24 protein-coding genes and 1 tRNA gene are annotated in these 25,735 nt (G+C 33.7%); 8 read left to right on the forward strand and 17 right to left on the reverse strand.

Annotation, left to right across the window (positions count from 1 at the left end):
- Together BGO27_02265 and BGO27_02270 are read left to right on the forward strand one after the other, a co-directional pair.
- Positions 1 to 705, forward strand: a complete 705-nt coding sequence (locus BGO27_02265) for a hypothetical protein (protein ID OJV15314.1) — start codon at positions 1 to 3, stop codon at positions 703 to 705.
- On the forward strand, positions 702 to 1,442 hold the full coding sequence (locus BGO27_02270; GenBank protein OJV15315.1) for a hypothetical protein: 741 nt from the start codon (positions 702 to 704) through the stop codon (positions 1,440 to 1,442). The genes BGO27_02265 and BGO27_02270 overlap by 4 nt, the downstream gene beginning before the upstream one ends.
- A gap of 204 nt (positions 1,443 to 1,646) precedes the next feature.
- On the opposite strand, the gene BGO27_02275 is transcribed toward BGO27_02270, so the two are convergent.
- Genes BGO27_02275 through BGO27_02285 form a run of 3 tightly spaced genes read right to left on the reverse strand, consistent with a single transcriptional unit; the run spans position 1,647 to position 9,373 of the window.
- The gene (locus BGO27_02275; protein ID OJV15316.1) at positions 1,647 to 2,093 is read right to left on the reverse strand and encodes a hypothetical protein; all 447 of its coding nucleotides are present in this window, start codon (positions 2,091 to 2,093) and stop codon (positions 1,647 to 1,649) included.
- Positions 2,094 to 2,103: 10 nt separating this feature from the next.
- Positions 2,104 to 7,806 (reverse strand): hypothetical protein, encoded by a 5,703-nt coding sequence (locus tag BGO27_02280; GenBank protein ID OJV15317.1) that lies wholly within the window; start codon positions 7,804 to 7,806, stop codon positions 2,104 to 2,106.
- Between the two features lie 10 nt (positions 7,807 to 7,816).
- Positions 7,817 to 9,373, reverse strand: coding sequence for a hypothetical protein (locus BGO27_02285; protein OJV15318.1), 1,557 nt, complete (start codon positions 9,371 to 9,373; stop codon positions 7,817 to 7,819).
- A 448-nt stretch (positions 9,374 to 9,821) separates the two neighbouring features.
- Between BGO27_02285 and BGO27_02290 the strand changes: the two genes are divergently transcribed.
- The gene (locus BGO27_02290) at positions 9,822 to 10,178 is read left to right on the forward strand and encodes a hypothetical protein (GenBank protein OJV15319.1); all 357 of its coding nucleotides are present in this window, start codon (positions 9,822 to 9,824) and stop codon (positions 10,176 to 10,178) included.
- A 6-nt stretch (positions 10,179 to 10,184) separates the two neighbouring features.
- Here the strand turns inward: BGO27_02290 and BGO27_02295 are convergent, their stop codons facing one another.
- The 3 genes from BGO27_02295 to BGO27_02305 are packed head-to-tail and all read right to left on the reverse strand — an operon-like array spanning position 10,185 to position 14,397.
- Complete coding sequence (locus tag BGO27_02295) at positions 10,185 to 10,796, reverse strand: hypothetical protein (GenBank protein ID OJV15320.1); 612 nt, start codon at positions 10,794 to 10,796, stop codon at positions 10,185 to 10,187.
- Positions 10,793 to 11,527 carry a hypothetical protein gene (locus BGO27_02300; GenBank protein ID OJV15321.1) on the reverse strand — a complete coding sequence of 245 codons (735 nt, stop codon included), beginning with the start codon at positions 11,525 to 11,527 and terminating at the stop codon, positions 10,793 to 10,795. Before BGO27_02300 ends, BGO27_02295 begins: the two co-directional genes overlap by 4 nt.
- Positions 11,524 to 14,397 carry a hypothetical protein gene (locus BGO27_02305; GenBank protein OJV15322.1) on the reverse strand — a complete coding sequence of 958 codons (2,874 nt, stop codon included), beginning with the start codon at positions 14,395 to 14,397 and terminating at the stop codon, positions 11,524 to 11,526. Before BGO27_02305 ends, BGO27_02300 begins: the two co-directional genes overlap by 4 nt.
- A gap of 191 nt (positions 14,398 to 14,588) precedes the next feature.
- On the opposite strand from BGO27_02305, the gene BGO27_02310 reads away from it, so the two are divergent.
- The 4 genes from BGO27_02310 to BGO27_02325 all read left to right on the forward strand — a co-directional run bounded on the left by BGO27_02310 (position 14,589) and on the right by BGO27_02325 (position 17,438).
- Entirely contained in the window at positions 14,589 to 15,353 is a 765-nt protein-coding gene (locus BGO27_02310; protein ID OJV15323.1) for a hypothetical protein, read from the forward strand.
- Between the two features lie 342 nt (positions 15,354 to 15,695).
- Entirely contained in the window at positions 15,696 to 16,244 is a 549-nt protein-coding gene (locus BGO27_02315) for a hypothetical protein (GenBank protein ID OJV15324.1), read from the forward strand.
- Between the two features lie 46 nt (positions 16,245 to 16,290).
- A complete protein-coding gene (locus tag BGO27_02320; protein OJV15325.1) occupies positions 16,291 to 16,983 on the forward strand; it encodes a hypothetical protein in 693 nt (230 codons plus the stop codon).
- A 215-nt stretch (positions 16,984 to 17,198) separates the two neighbouring features.
- The gene (locus BGO27_02325) at positions 17,199 to 17,438 is read left to right on the forward strand and encodes a hypothetical protein (GenBank protein ID OJV15326.1); all 240 of its coding nucleotides are present in this window, start codon (positions 17,199 to 17,201) and stop codon (positions 17,436 to 17,438) included.
- An 88-nt stretch (positions 17,439 to 17,526) separates the two neighbouring features.
- Here BGO27_02325 and BGO27_02330 read toward each other — a convergent pair whose 3' ends face one another.
- The 3 genes from BGO27_02330 to BGO27_02340 form a co-directional block, all read right to left on the reverse strand.
- Positions 17,527 to 17,856, reverse strand: a complete 330-nt coding sequence (locus BGO27_02330) for a hypothetical protein (GenBank protein ID OJV15327.1) — start codon at positions 17,854 to 17,856, stop codon at positions 17,527 to 17,529.
- A gap of 95 nt (positions 17,857 to 17,951) precedes the next feature.
- Positions 17,952 to 18,149, reverse strand: a complete 198-nt coding sequence (locus BGO27_02335) for a hypothetical protein (protein ID OJV15328.1) — start codon at positions 18,147 to 18,149, stop codon at positions 17,952 to 17,954.
- Positions 18,136 to 18,591: a hypothetical protein gene (locus BGO27_02340; protein OJV15375.1), complete on the reverse strand. Its 456-nt coding sequence runs from the start codon at positions 18,589 to 18,591 to the stop codon at positions 18,136 to 18,138. The genes BGO27_02335 and BGO27_02340 overlap by 14 nt, the downstream gene beginning before the upstream one ends.
- A 168-nt stretch (positions 18,592 to 18,759) precedes the next feature.
- Here BGO27_02340 and BGO27_02345 point away from each other — a divergent pair, with 168 nt between their 5' ends.
- The gene (locus tag BGO27_02345) at positions 18,760 to 19,305 is read left to right on the forward strand and encodes a hypothetical protein (GenBank protein OJV15329.1); all 546 of its coding nucleotides are present in this window, start codon (positions 18,760 to 18,762) and stop codon (positions 19,303 to 19,305) included.
- Between the two features lie 227 nt (positions 19,306 to 19,532).
- Here BGO27_02345 and BGO27_02350 read toward each other — a convergent pair whose 3' ends face one another.
- The 8 genes from BGO27_02350 to BGO27_02385 all read right to left on the reverse strand — a co-directional run bounded on the left by BGO27_02350 (position 19,533) and on the right by BGO27_02385 (position 25,734).
- A complete protein-coding gene (locus BGO27_02350) occupies positions 19,533 to 19,889 on the reverse strand; it encodes a hypothetical protein (protein OJV15330.1) in 357 nt (118 codons plus the stop codon).
- 207 nt (positions 19,890 to 20,096) lie between these two features.
- Positions 20,097 to 21,593, reverse strand: coding sequence for a hypothetical protein (locus BGO27_02355; protein OJV15331.1), 1,497 nt, complete (start codon positions 21,591 to 21,593; stop codon positions 20,097 to 20,099).
- On the reverse strand, positions 21,590 to 21,892 hold the full coding sequence (locus tag BGO27_02360) for a hypothetical protein (protein OJV15332.1): 303 nt from the start codon (positions 21,890 to 21,892) through the stop codon (positions 21,590 to 21,592). Before BGO27_02360 ends, BGO27_02355 begins: the two co-directional genes overlap by 4 nt.
- A 1-nt stretch (position 21,893) precedes the next feature.
- Positions 21,894 to 22,106 carry a hypothetical protein gene (locus BGO27_02365; GenBank protein ID OJV15333.1) on the reverse strand — a complete coding sequence of 71 codons (213 nt, stop codon included), beginning with the start codon at positions 22,104 to 22,106 and terminating at the stop codon, positions 21,894 to 21,896.
- Between the two features lie 264 nt (positions 22,107 to 22,370).
- Positions 22,371 to 23,264 (reverse strand): hypothetical protein, encoded by an 894-nt coding sequence (locus BGO27_02370; GenBank protein ID OJV15334.1) that lies wholly within the window; start codon positions 23,262 to 23,264, stop codon positions 22,371 to 22,373.
- A gap of 11 nt (positions 23,265 to 23,275) precedes the next feature.
- Positions 23,276 to 24,337: an integrase gene (locus tag BGO27_02375; GenBank protein OJV15335.1), complete on the reverse strand. Its 1,062-nt coding sequence runs from the start codon at positions 24,335 to 24,337 to the stop codon at positions 23,276 to 23,278.
- 301 nt (positions 24,338 to 24,638) lie between these two features.
- Positions 24,639 to 24,715, reverse strand: a tRNA-Arg gene (locus tag BGO27_02380).
- A gap of 2 nt (positions 24,716 to 24,717) precedes the next feature.
- Positions 24,718 to 25,734 (reverse strand): DNA polymerase III subunit delta, encoded by a 1,017-nt coding sequence (locus tag BGO27_02385; GenBank protein OJV15336.1) that lies wholly within the window; start codon positions 25,732 to 25,734, stop codon positions 24,718 to 24,720.
- Position 25,735 lies beyond the last annotated feature (1 nt).

Below are 25,735 nucleotides of genomic sequence, written 5' to 3' on the forward strand. Positions count from 1 at the left end.
ATGAATGCTGATTCTGAAGGTCAGGGTTATTGGGCGCCGCTTGCTGATCTTATGACCGGGCTTATGATGCTGTTTATGCTAATTGCCGTATCATATATGTGTATGGTAGAAGAAAAAGCCATAAGCAATGCCAAAAATAATAGCTCAGGCTCAGCTATTCAAACTGATATACAAAATGACCTTCACTTAGAGTTTAATCATAAGCTTAAAAACTGGAATGCAAAATTTGTGGAAGGCACTGGCATTCAATTTTTAAACGCTGATGCATTATTTGACACTGGCAGGGCTAATATTAAACCGAAATTCAGAGCAATTTTAAATGAGTTTATCCCTAAATATATCAAAATTCTCTCCCAGCCAAAATATAGAAAATACATAAAAGAAATTCGTATAGAAGGTCATACCTCACCTGGGTGGGACAATGTAAGCTTAGATCAGGCTTATTATAATAATATGCGTCTATCGCAAGAACGCACCGCCTCAACTTTATATTATTTACTCAATCACAGATCCGTTGACAGAGAAGCCGATTGGCTACGTACGGTTCTTACCGCAAATGGTTTATCGTCATCAAATCCAATATATTTAAAAGGCACAAAAATAATAGATAGCCTCGCCTCTCAAAGGGTGGAATTTAAGATTATTACCATATCCAATAACGCATCAAAAGAAATTTCAAATGCAGTACGGAAGGATGGCAAATGAGCGAGATATTTCAGTTACCAAAATTTGAAAAACTAAGTCAGCTTAAAGTAAAGATGGGTATTGCGGATAAAGCAGAAAAGACATGGACTATAAAGGATAATAAAAAATATGATATAAAAGTGCTTTATCTTAGAGATAGAGATGTAAAAGATTATAAGGAAATAGACCTACCAAAATTTCATGTTACACAGTGCAAAACTGTTAAAGACCATAATCATCCCATTAAAATATTTGAAGAAGAAGAAGAAGAAAATCCTAAACACTTGCATTCATCTTTCAAAATAGGCTCCCCCGATAATAGAGGTAAATTTTTACTATATTATATATGTGAGTGCGGCTATATATCAATTGCTATAAAAAAATTGGATGTATGTCAATTTTGTTTAGAAGTAATAATGGGCAATGAATTTAAATACAAAACTTCAAAAGAAAGAGAAATTATAGTTAAAAATTTTAATCTTGAAGATTTTTGCGAAAAATATTCTAATAAATTTGATAACTTCGAACATTTCGAGTCTGCACTTACCTCAAAAATAAATCATTATGCCCCAAACCATTCAAATATTCGCGCAAGGCTTATTCAAAAAAGAGGTAATAAGTGCCAAAGATGCCTCATTAAACCTGCAAATGATTGTGATTTACATATGCACCATAAAAACCGCATTAAATATGACAACCACGATGAAAATCTGGAACTGCTTTGTGTAGCATGCCACATAGAGGAGCATGATCATTAAAATTCCCATGATGTATCTGCGATGGTTGAGTGAATCACACCCTCTTCTAACACGTGGTGCTTTTCGCCTGATACTGCGTTACCACCAAAAAAGCTCAGAAAACCGTTCTTAAAGTTATTAAATGACAATGCTGTATTGAAATTACCACCTACATCAATACCATACCCGTGACGCTTCTCCTCATGCTTTAAGCACCGTTAAACTTTATGGCTCAATATCATATCCCTTAAGCGCCCATTTGTCTTCTTCCTTTAGATGAACAATTGAGCCAGTGAATAAATGGGACTCTTCTTCAGAGGTAATAAGCCCACGCTCTCTAAGCTTACGAGCATAAATTTTCGCTATGTCGCAAACCCATTCGTATGCTTCTTCTTCTGTATCAGACCACCTATCAACTTCATCATATAAAAACTTATGCCAACTTCCCTGTGATGGAGGATTTTGCAAATTATAATTTCTAAGAAACTTTTGAAAAATATAATATATTTCTTTAAGAGATTTGATCGAGTTAGGATTAGTTGAATTAAAATCTATTTCTATAATATTTTCAACCATAGCATCGCTAGAAGCACCTATCTCAGGACTTATCATTTGTAAAATCCAAAAATGATCTTTAAAAAATTTAAATTCGAAATCGCTTATACTATACATTTATTATTCCTTATTTCATAGATGGAAATGCAGTTATAATTTTATAAGATTCCCCAACTCTTTTAATAATTACACTTATTTTTTGTGAAGTTTTTGGTTGTGCATTTTTTATAAATTCTTCAATACCCATATCTATAACTTGTTTTCTATCATAACCATATCCAACGTTAAACCCAACATTATAATCTGTTAATTTAAAGTCATCAAGCTCAGTATTCTTCAGCCAATGATCGAAGTCGCTATTATGTAATGCTTTTTCGATTGCCATTTCAGCTGTTTTTTTGTCATAGAACCTCGATGATCCTGTAATAGTTTTATAATTATCCGCTATCCTCTGCTTTAAATTAGTATCAGTAATTTCAATATGTCTCTCGAGAGCATGACCCTTGTTTGCACCACCTTCATGGTGTTTAAGATCAACCGTATGCTTTGTTGCAGAGCCTCCGCCATTCCCATGTTGCTTATTATAGAACGTACTAACGCCACCAGTTACACCATTAACCTTACCAGTACTACCTTTTACAGCCTGCATCACAAGCTTGGTATCAGCTGTTACACCCGTACTAATTATAGATCCTGCAATTGCTACTGCCGCTATATTCCTTGCTGTATAATCTGATAAATATGGATCATAATACTTAAGCTTGTCTGCAAATACTCCAATAGCATAATCAGCGCCTCTAGCAATATATTCCCCAAATGCCTCAGCTCCAACAAAATTCTTCAATCCCGTGCTTAATGCAACAGCAGTACCTTTAGCCATACCTAAAGCAGCATACATCGCAACTTCATATGCAGTTCCATATTTGTCTGTCAGCTTATCAACAACATTTATTATATTATCAGCACTATATCCAAACTTAGATATTAACTCATGTCCTTTTGGAATCTCACTATCAGAAGAATTTCTTAAATTACCTTCCTCATTAATGTAAAAAATTCTTTTATCGTTTAATATATGCTCGGGTATTTCACTATATCCCCCAAAATATTCAGCAAGCACGTTAAGACTTTCTGAACCTACGTAATTAGGCTCATTGATGTCTACTCTGTTTATATTACCTTGATTATCCTGAGATAAATCACTTTCATTACCTAAAATACTCCTTGCATATTCATCTGCCTCTTTATTTAGCCCATATGTATGATAATCGTCTTGGATATCACTTTTGATCACAGACTCTTCTTTAGCTATACTAAATAACTTACCGACTGTCTCGATCTTATCCTTGATCTCTTCGTACTGAGCCTGTGTTGGCACTGGCGCATATATAGAATAATGATCGTCTTTTACTGATTCCCACTCCTCTATCTTGTTTACGTCATGATTGATGCCATCGACGGATGTATCTGCGATGGTTGAGTGAATCACACCTTCTTCTAACACGTGGTGCTTTTCGCCTGATACAGCATTCCCAGCAAAAAGACTCAGAAAACCACTTATTGTATTATGAATCGACCATGGTTCTTTGAAATTACCACCTACATCAATACCATATCCATGACGCTTCTCCTCATGCTTTAAGTCAACGTCCTCATGCGTAAGGTTTGCTATATTCGCAGTTGTTGAGTTACTTCCCGCAATCACCCCACCTACTAAATACGCATTATCAGAATTTACAACAACGTTTACACCCCTAATACCAGCAATATCTGATACACTCTCGTCTAGGATCTTGCCCTTACTCTGGTTAAACTGTGCCGAAAACTCACCTGTCTTAAGACCAATACTGCCAGATACAAACTGCGATGCATCCTTATGCGAATATGTGTTCTTGAGAGTCTTGATAAACAGATTATCCGCATCAACATTGTTATTCGGCGCATATATCCCACCACCCTCAATCACCAAATTCACAACGTCTATATGCGTATCATTACCGCTTCTTATATACGAATATACCTTAGACTCAATCTCATCATACGCATATGACTTTGTATAACTGCTACTGCCTCCATCAAGTGTGGTGTTCACCAGCACTTTTTTCTTCTCAAATTGTTCTTCTTTAGTTGATCTTTGCGTTCCCGCCTCAATTATAAGCGTGTCAGCATCGATTATCACATCATCCTGACCATACACCTCACTTCCGCCTGATACTACTAACGTATCCGCATTAATATCAACCACCTTCCCATTTACCATTGTGTGGTATAAATAATCATTGGTCTCAACTAACTTGTAATTTGACGTAAATACACCAACGCCTTTTGGAACAATGTATAAACCGTTCTCCGACCACTTAAAACCAAGCTGATCAAGGACAACGTTCCCCGCTGCTGATACTGCATTGCCGTTATTATTTTTGTATTTTTCTGCAAAATCATTTGATAATTTAAATGCCGACATAACCCCTTTTATCAAAGGCGCAAGGTCTGTTATCGATTGACCAGAAGCCATATCCATTATAGCACCAACATCTGGCAAAACCTGATGTATCCTGATAGACGACCGGCTCGATACATTAGGCTTATCCTTACCTTCAAAGAGGGTTCCAAAAATTCCTGAAATAGAAAACCCCTTTTTATTCACTTCAGTTGATGACGTTACAGTTCCTATCAAGGTCTTGAATATTACATCTCCTCCTGGAACATCTATATTTACCGTACCGTCAGGTGCTAATATATCCGCGCCAATTGCTAAAAGTTTTTTCGCAATGATATTAACGCCTTTATTCCCAAGAAGCTGAGCTTTATAGATATCAACATCTTCCCACTTGTGAACGGTAGTTTTGCTACCAAGCAAGCCCTTCTTTGTTGATCTTTGTTCATGCTGAGTGGTAACAACTTCACTGATAATATCCACCTCACCATTAGGTGCCTCAAGAGTTACTTCTCCCTCACTTGCGACAACCGACCCTCGGATGAGAATGTTACCTAAATCACTAACAATCTGAATATCTTTATCAGAAATTATTTTTCCTGGGTTTACTACAGATTGGATGAATGGTCCACTATCTTTTTTACTCCGATTGGGACCCCAATAAAAACTATCAAAAGAATCTATGGATATATCTATTTTTATATCATTGCTTCTCGCCCTTATAATCAGAGGATTAATGCTGTTAAGATTATCAACATATACTCCTTGAAAATCAATTCCGGCATTACTGTTAAATTTAACTTCAGGTGATATTATTGTGTTTCCAATTAAATCAAATGACCATCTACTAGGCCAAAGTTGATAATTATTCCACTGAATAGAATGAAATTTCGGAGTTAAATTTGATGCCACCTCAAATTTATTTGAGTCGTAATATACCCCATATGAATTAACAGATTGATCTGTTGATGCTAGGTAAATAGAACCATTATCAGCTTTAAATGATGTTATATCTTGCACTACACTTGGATAGCCTTTTGGATAATTTATACCTGATATTTTTTCAAAACCATCTGTTAGCCAATAACTATTTCGATCACCCGTATCGCCATTATTGAGATCATTTAGAGGGTCTTGATTTGGGTTTGTATAAAACTTTGAAAATGATTCTATGTTTATATCACCAAAGGCGTTTATATTAACATCGCCAAGCAAGCTTTGTACATATTCAGCGATAATACTAATGCCGCCGCTTGCTGCAAACATGTTGATACTACCATCTGCAACCATATAAATTTTAGCCTTGCTTGAAGCTGGAGCGCCATAATGCCTATTTTCATTAAAATATAATCTTGCATCTATTCCATCTGGTGCGATAATATCAAGACTACCTTCGGATTTTATAGCAGCTCCCGTAAAATTAGCCGAAGTGTTTGATGCAAACACCATATTACCGCTGGATCCACTGCCTGCTATGGTTCTAAGGTCATAAAACCACGGATTTAACGACAAATCATCACCTAGTCCATAATAATGATCAAAATCAACGCTACTGGCAGGATTAAACCTTTCGCTTATAATGGCATTTGCGTTTATTATCATGTCGCCATTTTCTACAAGGATTTTACCATAGTTTATAAAGCTTCCAGGGTCATTGATAAGAAAATCACCCATGACATGCATAAGGTTAGTATTGGTAAAGGTATTGCCAGACAAGTTAAGCATGATACCGTGGTTTATTTGCGACTGATAATTATTGCTGAAGCTTTTGGCATATATTGACATTATGCCATTACTGTCACTACCATTGTTGCCTGGAATATAATTATAGTGAAAGTTAGAATTTTCTTTTACCTGATATTTACATATACCTTCATCGCTGCATACTTCCTCAAAATCACCAACTACATAAAAATTACTGCCCTTAATTTCACCAGTACTTTTAATATCTGTTGTGTTTATAGTAAGGCTTGGCGCTTTAATTGTGCCTTTATTTTCAACTTTTGCTGAATTAATATCCAGTAGCTTACCTGCTGCTATAATTCCATCATTTTCGGTGTATTCTGAATTAATTTTGATAACATTTGCTTTAATCTCACCTAAATATCCTTTTTTATAGTCGGAGTAATTGAACAAATTGCTAACATTAATGTTTAATCTTTCTACATAGATAGTACCGCCGATGTTGTTAAGATAGCTACCTGGTTCTCCAACATAATACATCTCTCTAGTAGTAATGGCTCCGAAATCATTCTTTAGCTCATTATCAACGTCAAAGTATGCTGTATCTGCGTTAATTATACTAAAGCCATTGCTTAAATATTTACTCTTAAAACTGAGCTTATTTAAGATATCAAGTTTGCTAAAATCACTAATAAATAAATCTGTTTTTATATTGGCATTATATGCATTAATTTCAGACTCAACGGATCTAAAATTTGCAGCTCCTATATTAAGCTCATCCGCTTTAATAATAGAGTTATCAACATTTACATTTTTACCCGCAACAATAACACTTTGCCCTTTAATTTTTGCATTATAAGTGGCTATATTTTCCGAAGCACCAATTTTGACTTTTTCAGCCTTAATTTTGGAGTTGCTCATATCTATATCATTATGGCTAAAGATTTCGGCTTCATCAGTTGTAATAATAGATTTAGCCAAGCTCAAATAATCTTTAGCATGAATATTTACATTTGATTTTGCTTTAATGTCACCGCTAATTTCTGCACTTTTATCAGACAGAATGATTATCTTGTCTACATGCATTGACTTTAGTTTACTACCATCTACTATATTCATAGCATCAAGCGACAGTTTATCTTTTATACCAAGCTCGCCCAGCAACTCAATATCATACCCTCTTGCATTTACAGATCCATCTGCCTGCATTTTATCCAGGATAATCTTACTGTGCTTTCCCTCAGACTTAAGCGCAACATTGCGACTATTGATAAACCCACAGCCATTACAGTGTATACCGTTTGGGTTGTTTATAATAAATTCCGCATTTTTACCAACAATGACAGTATCACCCTTAAGGCTTGATGGCTCTTCGCTATAAACATTAAATAATATTCTGTCAGCTTCCTGATATAAATTTCTGTTATGGGTTACTTTATTATCACCTACCCAAAGATCGTATTGATTATTCGATATTATAGTCCCGTGATCTAGTGTATTATATTTATCAAAACCGTTAACAGATGTACCATCATCACCTGGGTTATTTATTCTTACCACATCCGCACCATTATCAAGACGGTCTATACGCAAGCTTTTTTCGTCTGCAGCAGGTACTATGTTATCAGCATCTGCATAGCATGGCGTTACACTACCAATTAATAAACCAAAAATTGAAATTAGTGATACGATTTTTCTTATAATTAACATCTTATTTTTCCTAAATTAAATTGAATCTAAAATTAATAAATAAACTTGGTTTTGAGCGTTTTGACTCTTCATAAGTACGCTTTAAATTGTTTCTAAATGGCACTGCAAATGTTGCATTAAGCACTGCACGATCTTTGCTGACAGCAGCCCCTATACCAAAGCTTGATAAATAATAATGATTACTTGATTTTGACCTTTTGCCAGCACCTGCGTCTAAAAAAACATATGGGCGAGCTGCGAAGCCATTATATTTATGAGTGCTGATTGTATAATCTTGCTTTACTAGTATCCCATTTTCTGCGTTTGCTGATTCATAATAATAACCTCTGACATTTCCGAAACTTGCTAAAGCCATTTTTTCTTCATCATATAAATTATGATAAGCTTTTTGAATGGATGTACTTACAGAATATCCACGCCCTAAAAATGTAGTTGTATAGATATTATCTAAATTATATTTTATAAACTGCGCCCTGGGATTATATTTATAACCAGATTGAAGTTTATCATTTGCTACTCCACCCAGTTTCAATCCTTTAGAGATAGAGAAAGTAAGGCTATTGTCGTATTTTTCACGATTTAAACTATGAATAATATCGAATTTGGCAACTGTCAGAGGTAATGATTCAAGTCTCAAATTATTTTGGAATCTTGAGGGCTTTCTACGTTCCAAATCAAAGCCGAATTTAAGAACCTGAGCTTTATCTCTAAAGAGAGTTTTATCAAACCCTATACCCTTGTTATTTTGGTATTGCCAGTTATTTATAGTTGAATATATAGATCTGTCTAAAATATCAGGCTTTTTAAGAAATAGCTCATCGTTATATCTGTAAATTTCTGACTGTAAATTTTCATCCGTATTTAATAATAAGTTATCCCTACCAATTCTGCTGGTTTTATTGGTAGAATGACTATAGCGTGCTTTGAGCATAAAAGTTTGCGCTGGTACAGAAAAATTTGTTGCAAATAATTTACCGCCTTTGGTTTTATTGAAACTTAAATTAAGTGCTTCGTAATATCCCAAATAATGTTCCAGATCAACGCTAAATGTATGTTTTGCACCATGGTCATAAGATTCATTAGAAAAATTATAATTTACATTAACCGGCTTCAAACGCTTACTTACTAGGGCAAGTTGTAATTTATTATCATTCTCCTTAATAACGCCTTTTGTCTCTACAGTTTTTAGGCGTCCTGCATTTTCCAAAGCCTCATCAACTTTAAATGCATTAAATGTTTTTATACTTGAAAACAAAAATCCGTTATTACCGATAAGTTCAAATGGCAAATTTTCAACTTCAAATATTAACTTATCATTTTGCTTTTCTTTTAAATTTATTTTTGAATATGCATAACCCTCAAGGTCAAGTTTCGCTTGTTTATCTTCTAGTAACTTTGCTAATTCCTGTGGCTTTAAACATTCAGGAAAATTATAGGCAATACCATCAACATCAGCTGCTTTAAAACATTCTGCATAAGCAAACGGTATACTTAAAAATATTAAAGCCAAAATTTTGGCAGCAAAAGTGGTTAACCATAAATTTGGTTTTAAGATTATATTCGACACAATGTGATATTATAAGTTGAATTTTTCTACTTTTGGGCGTTCTACACGACATTCTTTCAGCTGTCAAGTATATCTTATATAAATGCTTTAAAAAAAGCCCCTGGTGGAACCGGCGCGATTCGAACGCGCGACCCTCAGATTAGGAATCCCAAAAATTCTATAATCCACAATAAACTACAAACACTAATAGCAAAGATTTACAAGGGTTTCAAGAGATTTTCGTGTTGTAGAGTTTTGCTAATTTTTATAGAGATTTATGGATTAGTGTCCCACCAGTGTCCCATGGAAATATAATCATGTTATTGAGCATAAGTAAAATTAATAAAGAATTAAGATATGATAAGTAATTGATATTTCGTAACTTATAAACATGCTCTTAAATTGTATTTCTAAATATTAATTTATTAATATATAATTAATTTAATACTTTGATATGGAGGGTATTATTATGAAAATTATCTATTTGACTATATTGTCAATAATCCTGTCTTCTTGTGCCTTCAAAAACACATCACCCGTAGCAGTAATAGGTCAAGATGGTAGAGTATTAGTAGGATCATCTACTGCGAGTCTTTACAGTTCACATTTTCAGGTTTCCGATGGAAAGCTTACATGCTCAGGAAATTATGATGGACTAAATACCTCTCTAACATTGACTTTAAATGTTATTTGCAGTGATGGAAGAAAAGGGTTTGCAAATGTTCATAGAGATCCAAATGGTTTAAGCGGACATGGTAACGTGGTATTAAAAGATGGGTATAGAGCTGATTTTGTTTTTGGTGAGGCTGCAAAAGCATTTCAATAAATGCCCCTACCTACACAATTTCTCACACGGAATACCGTCTTTGTCTCTATCTAGGCTGCTCACGCCGCAGTTATTGAGGTAGTGCATGGCCTCTTTGCAGGAAGACATCTGTGAGCATTTGGTTTTAGAGCCACAATTAGGCTTAGAACTAACTTTAGGCTGTTTTTGAGCCTCTCTAAACTCCCATGGTGCTTGTGGGTTTTGGTTAGCCCACAAACCAAGCTTAGTCGCTTTGGCCTTATTTTGGGCAGCTATAAATGATTCATCATTAGTATATTTCTCATAGACCCAGGCCATACCAAGTTTTACTTGCTCTAGGTTTGCATACGCACCATTACAATAAACATGTCCTAAGATTCTGTTATACTTATCCTTGTCTTCATAGGTTATTTTAGCTTCTTTGTGAATGCAAATAGACTCAAGAGACTTGGTGGATTCCACCCCATAATCTTGGTTCTTTTCAGGTGCATCGATATTAACTAGCCTTACTTTATGAGGTTTATTACTAGCATCGGTTATAGTAAGGCTATCCCCATCTGTAACCTTAGTAACAACGCCAATTATTTCAGCAGCGAATGTGGTATGACTTAAGAACAATATAAGTAAAAAAATCCTCATAAAATCTCCTGATGTTTGATTAAGTATTTGCAGTAATCGCAGTTATCGCTATATGCAGGAATATAATCATAATCTAGGCAGGCTTTAGCATTTACAAGGGCTTCTTCCACCCATGATGCATCCCATTTATATGGGACTAGGGTTACATCAAAATCTAGTTTGCCCTCAAAATTGTCTAGTTCCTTCTTGCCGTTACAGTACACAAAATATGCCGTATCATGCACCTTATAACCGTTTTGCTGGAAGATGTACGAGTATACCTCTAACTGCTTTTTCCATGAGTCTTTCCATTCATCATCAAGTGACACTTCCTTTTCAGCCTTAGAGGTTGATTTGTAGTCGACTATTATGATTTCGCCATCATTCGTGATCCATACATCATCTATTGCGCCGTACAGGTAAAGGCCGGTAGAGTCGTGCAAACAGCCAATACCCTTAAAATTATTCCGCCAGTCATCAAGGCTACTATGCGCAAACGGAATAGCGTTTATACCATATTCAGCCATAATCGGGTGGGGTTTTTGTAATGCACGGTAGTAATCAAACTCCTTTTTCAGCAGCTCATCAACAGCACTATTAAGGCTATAGCCAGGTATAGCGGGTCTTGCAATTCCAAGCTTTCTATGAGTATAAAAACACCTAGGGCATTTAATGAAGTCATAAAGGGCAGTACGGCTAAGCTTGAAGGGTTCTTGAGAGGATGGATTGTATGAGTTACGTCGCGGGGTCATTTTTTCAATTCTTCCTCTACAATCCTAATTTCTTCATCTGTAAGGCCGTAGAGTTTGTAGACTAGGAAATCTATCTCTTTGTCGGTTGCTTCAATCTGCCTTTGGATTTTGGTTTTATCATTAGGGTTATTGGTTGCTACAAGCTTCTTATTCATCTCAAGCATATTTTCAGCAAGTGAGGACAGATTATCATGGATGACTTTGTCAGATTTTTTGGAAAAGTCAAGCTTTGGGATTGGAAATGACTTTAGTTCATATACTTTAAATTGAGGGAAAGTTTTTCTGTCTAATTTGGCAAAAGTTTTAATGAACCAAAAACTTATGAGCTTTGAAGTTAAAATGCTCAGTATATAAAGAAGGGTATATAGGCTTGAATTATTGATTATCATGCTATTTATATCATTAAGATAAACGTCTTTGATATATGTAGCATTAATACAATAAGGAGGTTTAGAAGGAATTTGTCTTATTAAAATTCTTTCATTTTCAAATAAATTTTTATCCCTCGGCGAAGCAAGCCATTTACCATAACTTAAATATTCTCCAGACCAGTTTATAAAAAACCTTTGTACATCTGCTCCTTTTAAATATTTTAGATAAGTTTCATTCTGCTTGTGCTGAGAGTGAAATATTCTATTCTCCATAGAATTTTTTGTCTGTAGCGGAGTACCTTTGCCAATTTCGTAAGCTTTCAGACCTGACTTTACATTAGCTATTTTATCTACGGTTAAAGAACATTTGTTTATTTTATTTAATATTTCTTCATGGTTTTCTGCTACACTGAAGTTTAGTGCTAATTGCTTGATAACTTCTGCAGCTTTGATTTTTTTACTTACTTGTAATTTATTTGGAGATTCGGCAGTTATTATTTCTACAGTTGAAGGCTTAATTTTACTAAAAATGAGAGTACATGTATCAACGCTTGCTCCTTTAAAAACTTTATATTGATGATTAATAATTTTTATGTCACCAGAAGTTTTTAATATGAATTCTCTAAAGGGTTTACAAGTACCTATAGATAGCCAATTATTGGGTATGATATAACCAAGTTTACCTTTTGTATTAAGCAAATTCCACGCATGCTCTATAAACATGGTATAAGTATTAAGCTGATAATTTTGATGTTTGAATGCCTTATAATAGTATTCTTTATCAATTTTTGAAATCCCTTGGTCTCTGGTAAATATATACGGTGGGTTCCCCACCACTGCATCAAATCCTCCGTCCTTAAAAACTACTGTAAACTCGCTTTGCCAGTCGAAGGGGTTAACTTTAGCTTTTTCTTCCTCTGTAAGTTTAGGATATTTCGTATAAAAATCCGTCCCTACTAAGGAATTACCGCACTTTATATTATCCCCTAAGTCAGGTAATGCTCTCTCTTTGAATAGCTTTAGTTGCTCGCCTACTGTTTCTTGGGTTTCATTTTCTAACACCTTAATTAGTAGCGATAATTTACTTACCTCTACAGCTTGAGAGTCAATATCCACCCCATAAATATTATTTGTAAGGATGCGTTTTCTTTCCGATATCGTAAGCTTATAGTTATTCTCACCTGCTTTGTAAAACCGCTTCTTATATTTTGTAGGGTTTGCTACATAATAATCTAAATGCCAGTCGAGCAAAAATTGGTAAGCACCAAGTAAGAATGACCCTGAACCACAAGCAGGGTCGAGGACTCTTACCTTATCAACCTGCTCAGGTGCTTTGTCTTTTAAAAGCTCACCAACTGTGTTTTTTATGATGTAGTCGACGATATAATTTGGAGTATAATATACCCCACCAGCTTTCTTAACCTCAGGCTTTGGCTCAATTTTAACGCTTCTGCCAGTAGATGACAGGGTAATCACTTGCCCTAAAAATTTCTCATAAATATTCCCCAAAATCTCAGGTGGCATTGCTGAAAATTCATAAGGGCATGGGTAGTACATAGAGCTTATAATATCCTTAAGCGGGCTGTCATCTATGTTAAGCTTGGTGCTTATATTATCTTGATAATTTGGCCTATTGCGCTCTTCCTTAAAATGAAAAAGCCCTGAGTTGTATTTATCATCAGCCTCTCTGAATACGTCTTTGACTAACTTGTTATAAATGCCTTTAGTTTTGGTGAGGTTAAGTAGGCGGTTTTCATCCTCTATTTTCCTATCCTCACAAATACGTAAGAATATCAGGCGGTCAATGGTCATTTGCACCGCATAATTAAGGTCTTTTTCGGATAGGTGGTTATTGGCTATGATATTTTTTGCAAGCTTCTCACGCCACTTTTCGATATCTTTTAGGAATTCTTCATCTACCGGAACAATGCCTTTTTTAGGCTTTGCTACTTCAATAAAATGATCGAATGATCCTTTCAGTATAGCATCTTTAGAGAATATGGATGATATCTCATCCCATTTATCGATATAGTCTTCATAGGTATAAAGCTTTATTATGCCAGTATTTGCTTTGTCCTCAAGATTGGGCTTTAAGCGTGTATCATATACAGCAAGCTCTCTAAAGTTTGTTATGATGCTTACAGGAAGCTTGGCATTCCAGCCATATTTTCTAACCTGCACAATGGACTTATCATCTTTGCTAATGTTTATCGATGGCTTTTTAGCCTCGACTAAAAACTTTCTGTCATTACCTATTCTGAAGGTATAATCAGGCCTTTTGAAGGAATTACCGCTAGACTTTATGCTATCCTCGGTAATAACCTCTCTATAGCTTGGAGCGTAGCCATTTTTGTTCCTAATATCCCAGTTTAGAGCCTCAAAAAATGTATCAATATAGTCTAGCCTAGTCTGCGCTTCATTATACTGCTTTATCTTACCAGTTTGAACAACACGATCAAAATTTTCCACTAACCTTTTTATGTTTTGAGGTGCAGCCATATATAACCTTAAGAAATTAATCTTAGTCTATAATATCATATAATAATTAATAAGTTTATAATTTTGTTATATATTTCAGTTGGTTAAATCAAAGTAAATAAAATATTGACATTTTATAGATAAATTAATATAATGTTAAGAAATTAAATATTTAGATGTAAGTCATATTAAGTGTAAATTGAGGCGTGACTATGAATAGTAAAATGGAAGACTTATTTCTTCAAACGGTAAGAAATAACGATGTAAACTCACTTAAACTTTGTTTGCCATATATTGAAAATATTAATGTGTTAGGTCATGAAGGCTGGAATGCATTATTTAATGCGTTAACTAATCGTAACTATGAAATTATGAAAATATTAATTGATGCTGGTGCAGATGTAAACTGTAGGTGGAGCAATTCTGGTGGAACAGTGTTACATAGTGCAATTGGGCAGTATAAAGTTGATATTAATATAATTAAATTACTGATTGATGCAGGGGCTGATGTAAATCACCAGTATAACGGCTTTAATGTACTTGACCAATTTTTAGATAATATTTTGGGTTGTAAGATCGATGCAACAAATTATAATGAATTGGTAAATCTATTATGTGATAATGGTGCAGACATAAATCATTTAGATAATAATGGATATTCTTTATTTGATAGAGTATTTAAACAAAAATATTATAATACAGATCTTACAGAATTATTATATAATAGAGGTGCAGATATAGATCATGCAGATCCAAATACTGGTCAAACATTATTATTTTATGCAATAAGCAATCGTAATATAAAAATAGCAGAGTTCTTATTGCTTCACGGTGCAAATGTAAACCATCATGATAATAGTGATATTACACCATTATACCATGCAATGTACTTGGGAAATCAAGACATGATAAAATTGATACAAAACTATGGTGGTACTTTTGATATTTATGACTCAATTCATAATGACTACGTATAGTCTATAAAATTCCATATTTTTATCATAAGTTGGCTTCAATACAAACAACTCCAAGATTGCTTAATCTAAAAAAATCCCCTTGCTTTTGAAATAGTTCTTAACTATTATCCCCCACATGGATAGATCAGTTTTGTCCTAGGGCGTCGAAAACCCTTACCCAACAGCGGTTAGATATTACCGTATAAAATGTCGCTTCCTTGAATTATGGTCGGGGAGGCGACCTTATGTTCAGGTCTCACGACTAAAAGGGTCGCGGCTGTCTGTTGGCGGTTTTTCGAACTCCCCGATCGCCAGTTTTCTCATTCTGGTGATCGTATATTATATGATTCTCGGGAGGAAGAAATGCGCAATAAATATAATTTAAAACTAAATAATCCAAAGAAGCTTCTTGTTTATTCCAAAGAGCCTCAAAATATTTTAATGACTCTACAAAAAAGTCAGGCAACCAAAGTTTTGTCTTTTCAGTGCTCTTTATTATCTAACGATAATGATATTACTAGCTCAGATAAGGTAATTACGATTAATGATGCGTTTAGGAAGCTTGATAGCTTAATTTCTCAAAACTCACCTGATTACAATGCTATAATACTTTATCCTCTGAACGAAATTCAGATAGCTATTTTTGATGAAATTATGATTAGAGAATTCAGTATTTATGATTATGACAATGGCATAAAAGTTTTGCTAGAAGAATTGCTTCAAAAATTACAATCTATTATTCATAAAGGTATAAGTGTTATTATGCTTCATAAAATAGAGCAGGGTCATCATAACTCGCTATTTGACGAAGACTATATACATATACCTCAGCAATATAGTCAAATGAGTAATATCAATAGCCAGATTAGAGAGACGCTTCTTGTATGGTTTAAAAATATCGTCATTGAGTAAATCTACTTTAAATTTCAGATACTAATAAAATAATCATAGGTTAAATATGACAAAATCAATACCAATACAAATTGGTCAACAACTTTTTACAAGCAAAAAGTCTGCAATTACTTATGTACAAAGCGTACTTAAGAAATATATAGATGGAGATATTCTAGAGGAGTCAGATAAGTTATTTATCATAGATTTACTTGCTCTACATCCTCAGAAGGATGAAAAAATAGGTTGTGGAGTAGCTAACATATTATACGACTACAGCCCAGATTTTAGAAGCAGATGCCTTTATATCATAAGGACGGATGGATCAAAAATTCAATTCAGCTGGAGAACTTGCATTGAAGGTGAGAAGCTAAAAATCGATATTTACGAAGCCTTTAGAGAGGCGGTTATAAGCCAAATAAAAGAATACATAAAAGATAACTTTGTTGAAAAAATGAGGTGTCCTATCTTTCCAGACATTGAATTGACTAATATCCGTAGTAAAAAGAACATTCATGTAGATCATGAATCACCAAAGACTTTTAAAAACCTAGTTGATGCATTTTTGAGGTCAGAGAGTTTAGATATATTAGATGTCAAAATTTCAGATCCTAAATTACACCTTAATACAGCCCAATTAGCGGATGAAGGATTTAAGTCAAGATGGCAATACTTTCACCAAAAAGAAGCTAATCTTCGTGTTATAAGTCAAGAAGCTAATCTTAAATTATCAGGCAATGGGAGTTTAGTTACATGCTAATAGCAATAATGATAATATGGTTATTAATAACGTTTCCATTTTCTTATAGTTTAAGTGGGTTGCTTTTTGACATTACCTACAAGACTAAATATTACCAATGGAAAGGTGTAGTTCATTACTCTATAATATCTACCTTACAGTTAATTTTATTGATTATATGTTGCTATGTAGATGAGCAAAGAAAGATCATTTACTTCCCCCTGGCAATGTTTTGCTTGAATTTTTCATTACTTTTATCAGAACCTATATCTGTTCTAAAAAATAGGGTAAAAGATAAGCTAGAAAAAGCTGAGGCAAGTAAACTTAGGATAGCACTAAATGACATGGGCTTTACATCTGCAAGCTGCTTATGTATTGCTGGGTTTTTAATATGCATGGTATATTTTGTATCTCACCATATTTATGGTAAAGTCGATAGCCTCGCAGGCTTTTTAAAACTTTTAACTAAGATGTAGAACTGCCATAAAAATCAGCCACCATGACGAAGTGTTTTGCGTCTTTGTCATGGTGGTGGTTTCTCTGCTAAATAAGGTTTTCAAAATCTTATAAATAAAACGTATTTATTTCCGATAGATCGATTAAATGTTGATGACCTATATTTACTAGTAACTCAAATGTTTCAATATATTTAGGAGTTATAGTATTATACATATTAATCTCATTTTGGGCTATTGTACTTAGTTGAGCATAATTGTTATCATATTTTTCTAAAACCTTGCATTCTAAAGTATATTCACTTTCAAAATATTCTTGATTATTTGTATATATTTGATAATAGCGACTATAATCTTGATTTTTGAGAGCTTCCAAAAGATCTGATGCTAATTTGTAAGACTTTTCTGCATTTTGTTTTGTAATAATAATTTGTGTCATATCGTATGTAATAATTTTATAATGTTAAAAGAACTAAAGGAATATTAATTAATTTTTTAGTTATTGTCAAATAATTAATTTTTTAATGCTGTCAACTAACTGTTTATATTAGAAAAATCAGCTACCATGACGAAGTGTTTTGTGTCTTTGTCATGGGGGTTGGTCTTTAGGTAATTCTCTTTAGCCTTGTTGGGGTCTGAGCCGTATGGATAGGTTATAACAACAAATTTGTTACTCTTTACAGATTTTAAAGTCTTCTCAACTTGTTTAACTCTGTTTTTAATTGCGCTCATACACTTCTTCAAGGTTAGATATGCGTTTTTCAAGTTCTGACACTTCTAGGGTTTTTGCAAACTTTTCTAATAATCCCATCATCAATAAACCATCTTGAGGTGTTAAGTTACCTTGCGATACTTCTGTGATAACTTTAGAGGTTGCTAGCAAAGTATCCTGGACTGATGACATCTCGGGCAAATCTATAGTAATTGGCCTAGACTTTGCAGGTGGTATGATTCTTTCTAATACACATTTAATTGCAGTAATATCACCACTAAGAGCAAGCTCTATAGCTTTACGAGCAATGCCTTCACCTTCATCATCTAGTAACTGCTGTACAGCCATGATGGCTTTATTCTGTGACCCCTTTGGCCTACCAGAAGGGTTAGGACTAGGCCCACCCTTCTGCCATACACTCTGTTTCTGCTCTGTTTTATCAGGAAATGTGGTATTCATAATTCTAGAAATTTTATAATTTATATTATTAATATTATAATCAAAAGTACTTGAAAAATAAAGCATTTAGTATATTTCTGAATTGAGTATAATAAATTTAGAAATTGCTCAATTTACTCAAATTCTTACATTTAATAGATAAAAAACTCAACTTTTCTTAATGAGGTAAAAATGCACTCAAAAGCAGAAATTATTTTTAATGAAGCAAAAGCAAAGCTATTATCGTCAAGAAAGAGCCTTGATGATCAAGACAAAAAGTATGAAAGTGCTAAAAAATTTTATGTTACTATAATTGCTATACTATTTGCATCTTTAAACTATTTAAGAGATGAAGCTTTTCAAATACCAATTTTTCTTCTTATTTGTTGCTTCTATCATGCAATATATAAAATGCTAAGAATAGAAAAATCAATAGGTGTAGCATCTGATGGAATAGAAGCTAGTGCTATAGTTTATAATGAGGAATGCTTAGAAAATGACGTTCAATATTTATATAATTCACTTGCTTTAACTTTTGATGAAAAAAGTAAGTATAATAATGACCAAGCAGTAAAAAGAGCACTACATTTTGATACTATAACAGATAACATAAGAAGATGGTTTTTACTGATATTTATAATCACAATAATACTAGTAATTATATATTGGTTTTTACCTCATCTGCCTGCCATTTTAAAGGCTTCCCAACAGGTTGCTTTATTTTTTCAGGCACCTTAGTATCTTTATCGGGTTTTATTGAAATAGGTTTATCTTTAGAGTCATTCATAAATTAATCCCCTATACTTGAAGAAATATTTGAATGTATATATCTTGAATTTTTCAACATGTAAACCGATATAAGTTTTATCCAATTATAATTATAGAAGAAAAAGAGGAAAATGAGGAATTTGTAGTAGTGAGTAGTAGTATACTCTCATTTTCCGAATTAATATATCAGCAACAGGTTACAGATATATTTTTGGGTTTACCACATACATATCTGTTGGTTTTTTAGTTGTTGGATCTTTATAATGTTTCAAATAACCTTGCTCAATTAAAATACTGAGTATTTTATCGATCTTTTTACCTTTAAAAGCCTTTCTGTTTTTGAACTTGGTAGTTACAGATGATTTATCAAAACATTTGATTTTCTGATTATTAATCCACTCAAGCACTGAATTAGCATCAATAATATTTTGATCAATACCCATTAAACCATAAGCTATTTGAGCATGTGAGATAAGAATCTTTGCAATCTCAATAGCATTCATCATTACATCATAGTCAATTATTGTAGATCGTGATTGTAAATACTCAGCCATGTGTAATTGTCCAGCTATACGTAAGCTATACCCACAAATTTTACCCCCCCATTCACGATAATCATATAAACTTCCATCAGGACGTAATTCCCGCTCAATATAATGACGGAAACTATCAAACTCACATTGAGCTTCTGCGGATAAATATAATTTTATCGGTTCATCATTTACCTCAAGATTTAATAAGTCGAATATAAATTGATTATACTAATCAATTAATTCTTTAGGTGTAGCTTGGGTATTTAACGATCTATACCCTAGGTTGCTTTTAGGGATTAAGTATAGAAAACGCTCAAGAAACCCGTTGCCCTTGAAAGAATCCTTATCCTGCATGTTCATAAGTATTTGAGGTTGTACTATCATCAGTATAGTAATATAAGGGTTAAGATCGTAATTTCTATCCTTACGCCTTACTCTTACATCTCCACCATCGATTCCTTTCAAGATAATATCTACATTTGATCTATTACCAGAATACAACCCTGATAGACTCTCCATTACTCCACCTTCATCAGATATTATAGCTCCTTTATTACCCTGTTGGTGAATAGTATTAGATAAAGCTTCTGGAGTTGTATCATTGATAAAAATTTGCGGAATAATATCAGGTTCAATCAAACTTTTCTCTAACTCCGTAAGCCTTTGTTGAAGCGAAAATTCATTCAGAATATTTTCTGCTTCAGCAATTTTCTTCCTTATAGATTTGATTTTCTCTTCTACAAGCTTATTAGAAGCAAATTGCTTTCTTATTTTTGGCTCTAATATTTCCCTTTGCTGCTTTTCCCATAAAATAATAGGCTTCATAACATTTCGTAGTATAGCGCTCTTATTATTGGCTGGTGGTAGAGCAATAAATGCATAGGTATTTATTGGCTCATTCCAAGCTTCTCGTGGAACTATATCAAATTTTTTATTAATTGCAGATGAAATTATCCCTAATATCGCCAATACCACAACTCCCTCTGCTATTTCAAACTGATTAGCAAGAGCTTTAACAAATCTATTAAGTGTCTCTGGCAATAGGATTGCTGGAATATCAGGTCCAGTAGTCTCTTCCATATTTTTTATTGAATCCCATAATTCAGATATAGGTTGACGATTCTCTTCAATAACCTTGAGCAGCTTATTTCTGATATCTTCCACTTTATCAGAAGGAATTGGTCTATATTCATCCCATTCAGGAATTTCTTTCTTTATCCAATCTACAACATCTTCGGACTCAGATAAATCAGGAAGATCAACAAAATAAATTGCTTTTGGTTTAGCCTTTAAACTTAAAAGTTTTAATGCAACGTCATTTACATATTTTTTGCCTGCTTCATCGTTATCTGATATAATATAAACAGTCTCAAATTCAGATAAACAAGACCAGTCGCTTTTTAAAGCGCCATTAGCTCCACCTAAAGAGGTAGTTGCTAATAATCCTAGAGATCTCAAAGCTGCTGCTTTTTTCTCTCCTTCACATACAAATGCTGACTGATCCTTGGGTTCATCCTTTATTTCTTGTTGATTATATAAAGGACAAGGCACCTCAGGTGCCTTGTTTTGCCATTGCCCATCCGCTAGGATATACGGAGTAATTGCTTTATCTTTACCATCCTCTGAGTTATATCTAACTGTTAGAAAATTATCACAATAAAACCAATGATACCGGTATTTAAAAGTCCTATATTCTTTAGGGATATCTTTTAATAAACTTATCATTTTACCCTCCATTCTTCAGCAATATTTGATAGTGCTTGTTGAAATTTACAGCTGTTTAGCTGCATTTCAAAGGCAATGATATCACCACCTTTATTACCACATGAAAAACAATTAAAGGCACCACTGGAAGTATTAATCCAGAAACTTCCTGGCCTAGAATCACTATGGAAAGGGCATAAGCCACCTTCTTGCCAATCACCTCTTTTTCTGTAGCGTCTATTGCTATACAATTTACTTGAGTAATAATCTTCTGGATTTAAGTTTTTTACTTCTTCAAATAATTTATTTAACTTAGTCATTCTAAGCCTCCATCTTGTAGTTACGATTGTTAATTTTGTTGATCCATTCAAAAAATCTTTCCTCTTCTATTAAGATTTTTCTTCCGATACGAATAATAGCCTGTGAATCATCAAGGCCGTTGAATTTACTATTGAATAAATAATAACGCATCCCGCCTTTAGTAAAGCATGGATGTTTTTCAATTAATTGTTGAATTGTTAGATATGAAGACATAGCTACTCCTGAATAAAATTTCCCAGCCCAGAATCTACTTTATGCCCTAGGCTTTTACAGCTTCCTATCGCTGGTTAAGGAGTATTATTACATGCATTAATATTGAGCAAAAGCCATAAAAACACTAACGTTTGTAGATGCAAAAAATTTTGATAAATGTAAAATAAATGTAAAATAAATGCTCTATAGTTGTATAATAAATGAGATTTATTATTAGCGAATTATTTACTCAAGGCTTTTTGGTATCCAAATATGTTTAATGTTTTATAAATCAAAAAAACTAGATTTATTATATTTACGTCTTAAATCTCTAACAAACCTATCAAAGTTTTCTCTACTTAGCTCTTTTTCAGAACCGCTAATAGTTGTGGCTGCTTTTAATGTCCAAATAATTTTTTTATTTTCAAATATTCTGAAGAAGCTTTCTTTTCCGGTTGAAAGTTTAACCAGATGTTCCCATATTTCATCTTCATCAAACGTACCCAATTTACATATAGTTCTTTCAATCAATTGATGCATTTTATTCCTTGCAAATCCTTGAAAATGGATAACTTTCTTTGTTAAGATATTATTGTTTTGAAAATTATATAATTCTGTTAAATCCCCTAAAAATTTATCAATAGCTAATTTTTCTACCACTAAACTACCCGTAATAATTTCTGGCAAAAACATAGTTCTTTCATCTTGATAAGTTATATAATTATATGGAGAAAGAAGAAAATCATAACCTGATCTTAACCAATATACTGAAGGTATATCAATTTTGTTACTCCCGGTTCTATCTATAAACTGCACTATTATTTTACCACTCTCTAATATAGATAATATAGATTTAGCTATAGCTGTACACATCACTATATCACTAAAGTAACTATGGTTTAAATTAGATAAATTGCTCCATTCTTTAGAGCCAAACAATTTTTTTATTTCATAAATAGTCATTATTTTCTCATGTATAGGGTGCACATAACGATCTAATAAATGAATATCATTAATTGTATTTACTGATAAGTTTATAAATTTAAGGTTATATTTATTTATAAAATGCTCTTTTATAGAATTAAATAGGCTTATTATAGAACAGTATCCAAATGGCATTCTTATAGTGATTTTATCTAAATGCCCATAGCTCTCAGTAACCAATTCTTTATTTTCCATGCGGTACCACCTTACCCAAATATTTTATTGTTCATTTTCGCTACTATTTCTGCTGTATGTGAGTCTGAAAGATGGCTGTAGCGTTTGACCATCGACAAAGTTTTATGTCCTAGCACTTCGGCTATTTCATGTGTGGATGCGCCATTCATGGTTAAATAAGAAGCAGCGCAGTGTCTTAAGTCATGAAACCTAAAATCTTCAAGTTCTGCATTCCTAAGTACAGTTTCCCATGGCGTTCTAATATCCATAGGCAATAATCCGTTTTTACTTGGAAAGACATAATCATTTTTATTTATCTGGTATTTTTCAGAATGCTGCTTTAAAAGCTCTAGTGCATACCCCACCAAGGGAAGAGACCTACGTTCATCATTTTTGGTCTCGTGAAGTACAATTATCTGCCTTTTAAAGTCTACGTCCTTCCATTTAAGCCTGAGTAATTCCATCTTTCTTGCACCTGTACTTATGGCCATAACAACAATACAGTAAAGATACGGATTGGCACTGTCTCTGCAAGCTTGCAATAACCTATCTCTTTCTTCGTCAGCCAGATATCTTACCCTACCTCTAGGTTCTTTAAATTTAGCAATCTTAGTCATAGGTGAATCATCTAACCATCCCCATTCCTTAACAGCTACACTAATTGCATGGCTCAAAGCAGCCATGTATCTATTTACTGTACTACTAGAAAGTTGTTTGTTACGCGATGTGGTTGACTTAGCTAGCTTATCTCTTGTTTGAACTATGATGGACGGGGTAAGGTCACAAAGCAAATAACTACCCAGCTCTTGCTTCCACCATATTAACTGGGGCTTTTGTGTGGCTATAGATTTTGGCTTCCTTACCAAAACATCGCTTATATACCTATCTAATAAATCAGCAACTGTATATTTTTTAGCGGCTGACGTTTTAAAGTACCTACCCTCTCTAATTGCTGCCTCTGTTTGCTGCGCCCATCTTTTCGCATCCGTGAGCCTATCGAAAGAAGCTGTTTGAACTGGAAATCCTTTAAGCCTGACTTTAGCTCTGTAGGTTACCTTATTATCTTGAGTTATGCGCTTTTCTATAGTTGCCATATATACCTACCAAAAGTATTTGATACACTATAAAAACCAGCAGTAAATTGCAACATCTGATTGTTAATCATATTCAAAATCCCATTAAATTATTGAAAAAACTAGATTTTTTGGCTGTCAAATTTCCCTATGGGACATTAGCGGGACAATTGTCCTAAAAACATTGTTTCAGCCTAAAACCTAATTTAGTCTAATTGTGTATAGAAATTTGAAATGTAATGAATGGTAGGAATTGTTGTTAATAGTTATTAGTTAGTGTCCCGCCAGTGTCCCACAACTATACTACTAAACTCCAAGTCCCTGGTGGAACCGGCGCGATTCGAACGCGCGACCCTCAGATTAGGAATCTGATGCTCTATCCTGCTGAGCTACGGCTCCGTTTATAATGATTTAGCCAAGTTAAGTATATGGTTCTTATAAATAATTGGTATCTGACTAAATGATTTTGCTAAATATTCAGCTTCATTAAGTCTTGCTATAAACTTTTTGAGCTGCGACAAATTAAAGTTTGAAGAATACTTAACGTACACTGGCACTAGCTTAAAGAAAATTGGTGGTCTCTGATTTTTAACAGCATCATTTACTGATAAATTATTCTTTTCAGCCTGAATTTTTATATCCATAATACGGTTAATATAGTTCATCATATACCTTGTAAGACCAACTTCACTTATCTCATCGATAACATTGTCATAATGCTTTATTGCATCTGCTATTCTGTTATCAAATATTGCAAAAATAAGCTCATCGATTTTACTGTCTAAACTATTACCTACCAATTCTTCCACTAAATCTAAAGTTAGTGGCTGAGATTTTGCAGCTATAGCAATCTTTTCAAGTTCGGACTCCATTATCATCGAATCTGCAGAAAACACTGTTTCTAAGTAGTTTAGAATCTCTGCTAAATTACCTTCTACACTAATTTGGTTGTTCCTAATAAAAGCCTGAATCTTGGCTTTAATTCCCACAGCTTCCTGTTTATAACATGGAATTGAAATAAAATTCGGATTATCCTCAGCGTATTTTCTAAGTGAACTTGATGCAGGCAAATCATCAGCAAGCATTATCACAAATTCGCCTTTACTCACTTCATCGAGAGCAGCCTTAATGTTCTTAGGAAGGCTTGCCGTCATCCCTTTAATTCTAATGCATTTTCTGCCTTTAATAAAAGAAATAGACTTAATACTACTTATCAATCTTTCTTCGTCTTCTTTAATTTCCTCAAACTGATAATCAAAATAGCGGAAATTATCTATTTTTTCAGGGAAGAACTGGTTAAGCACCTTTTCTGCTCTGAGCTGTACCATCCCATAATCCTGACCATATATTAGAATACCATTATATTCTAACGCTTTACCAAGTGTAAATTCAATTTGATTAGGAGCAACTTTAACCATA

The organism is Alphaproteobacteria bacterium 33-17 (genome assembly GCA_001897445.1).
Lineage (GTDB): Bacteria > Pseudomonadota > Alphaproteobacteria > Rickettsiales > 33-17 > 33-17.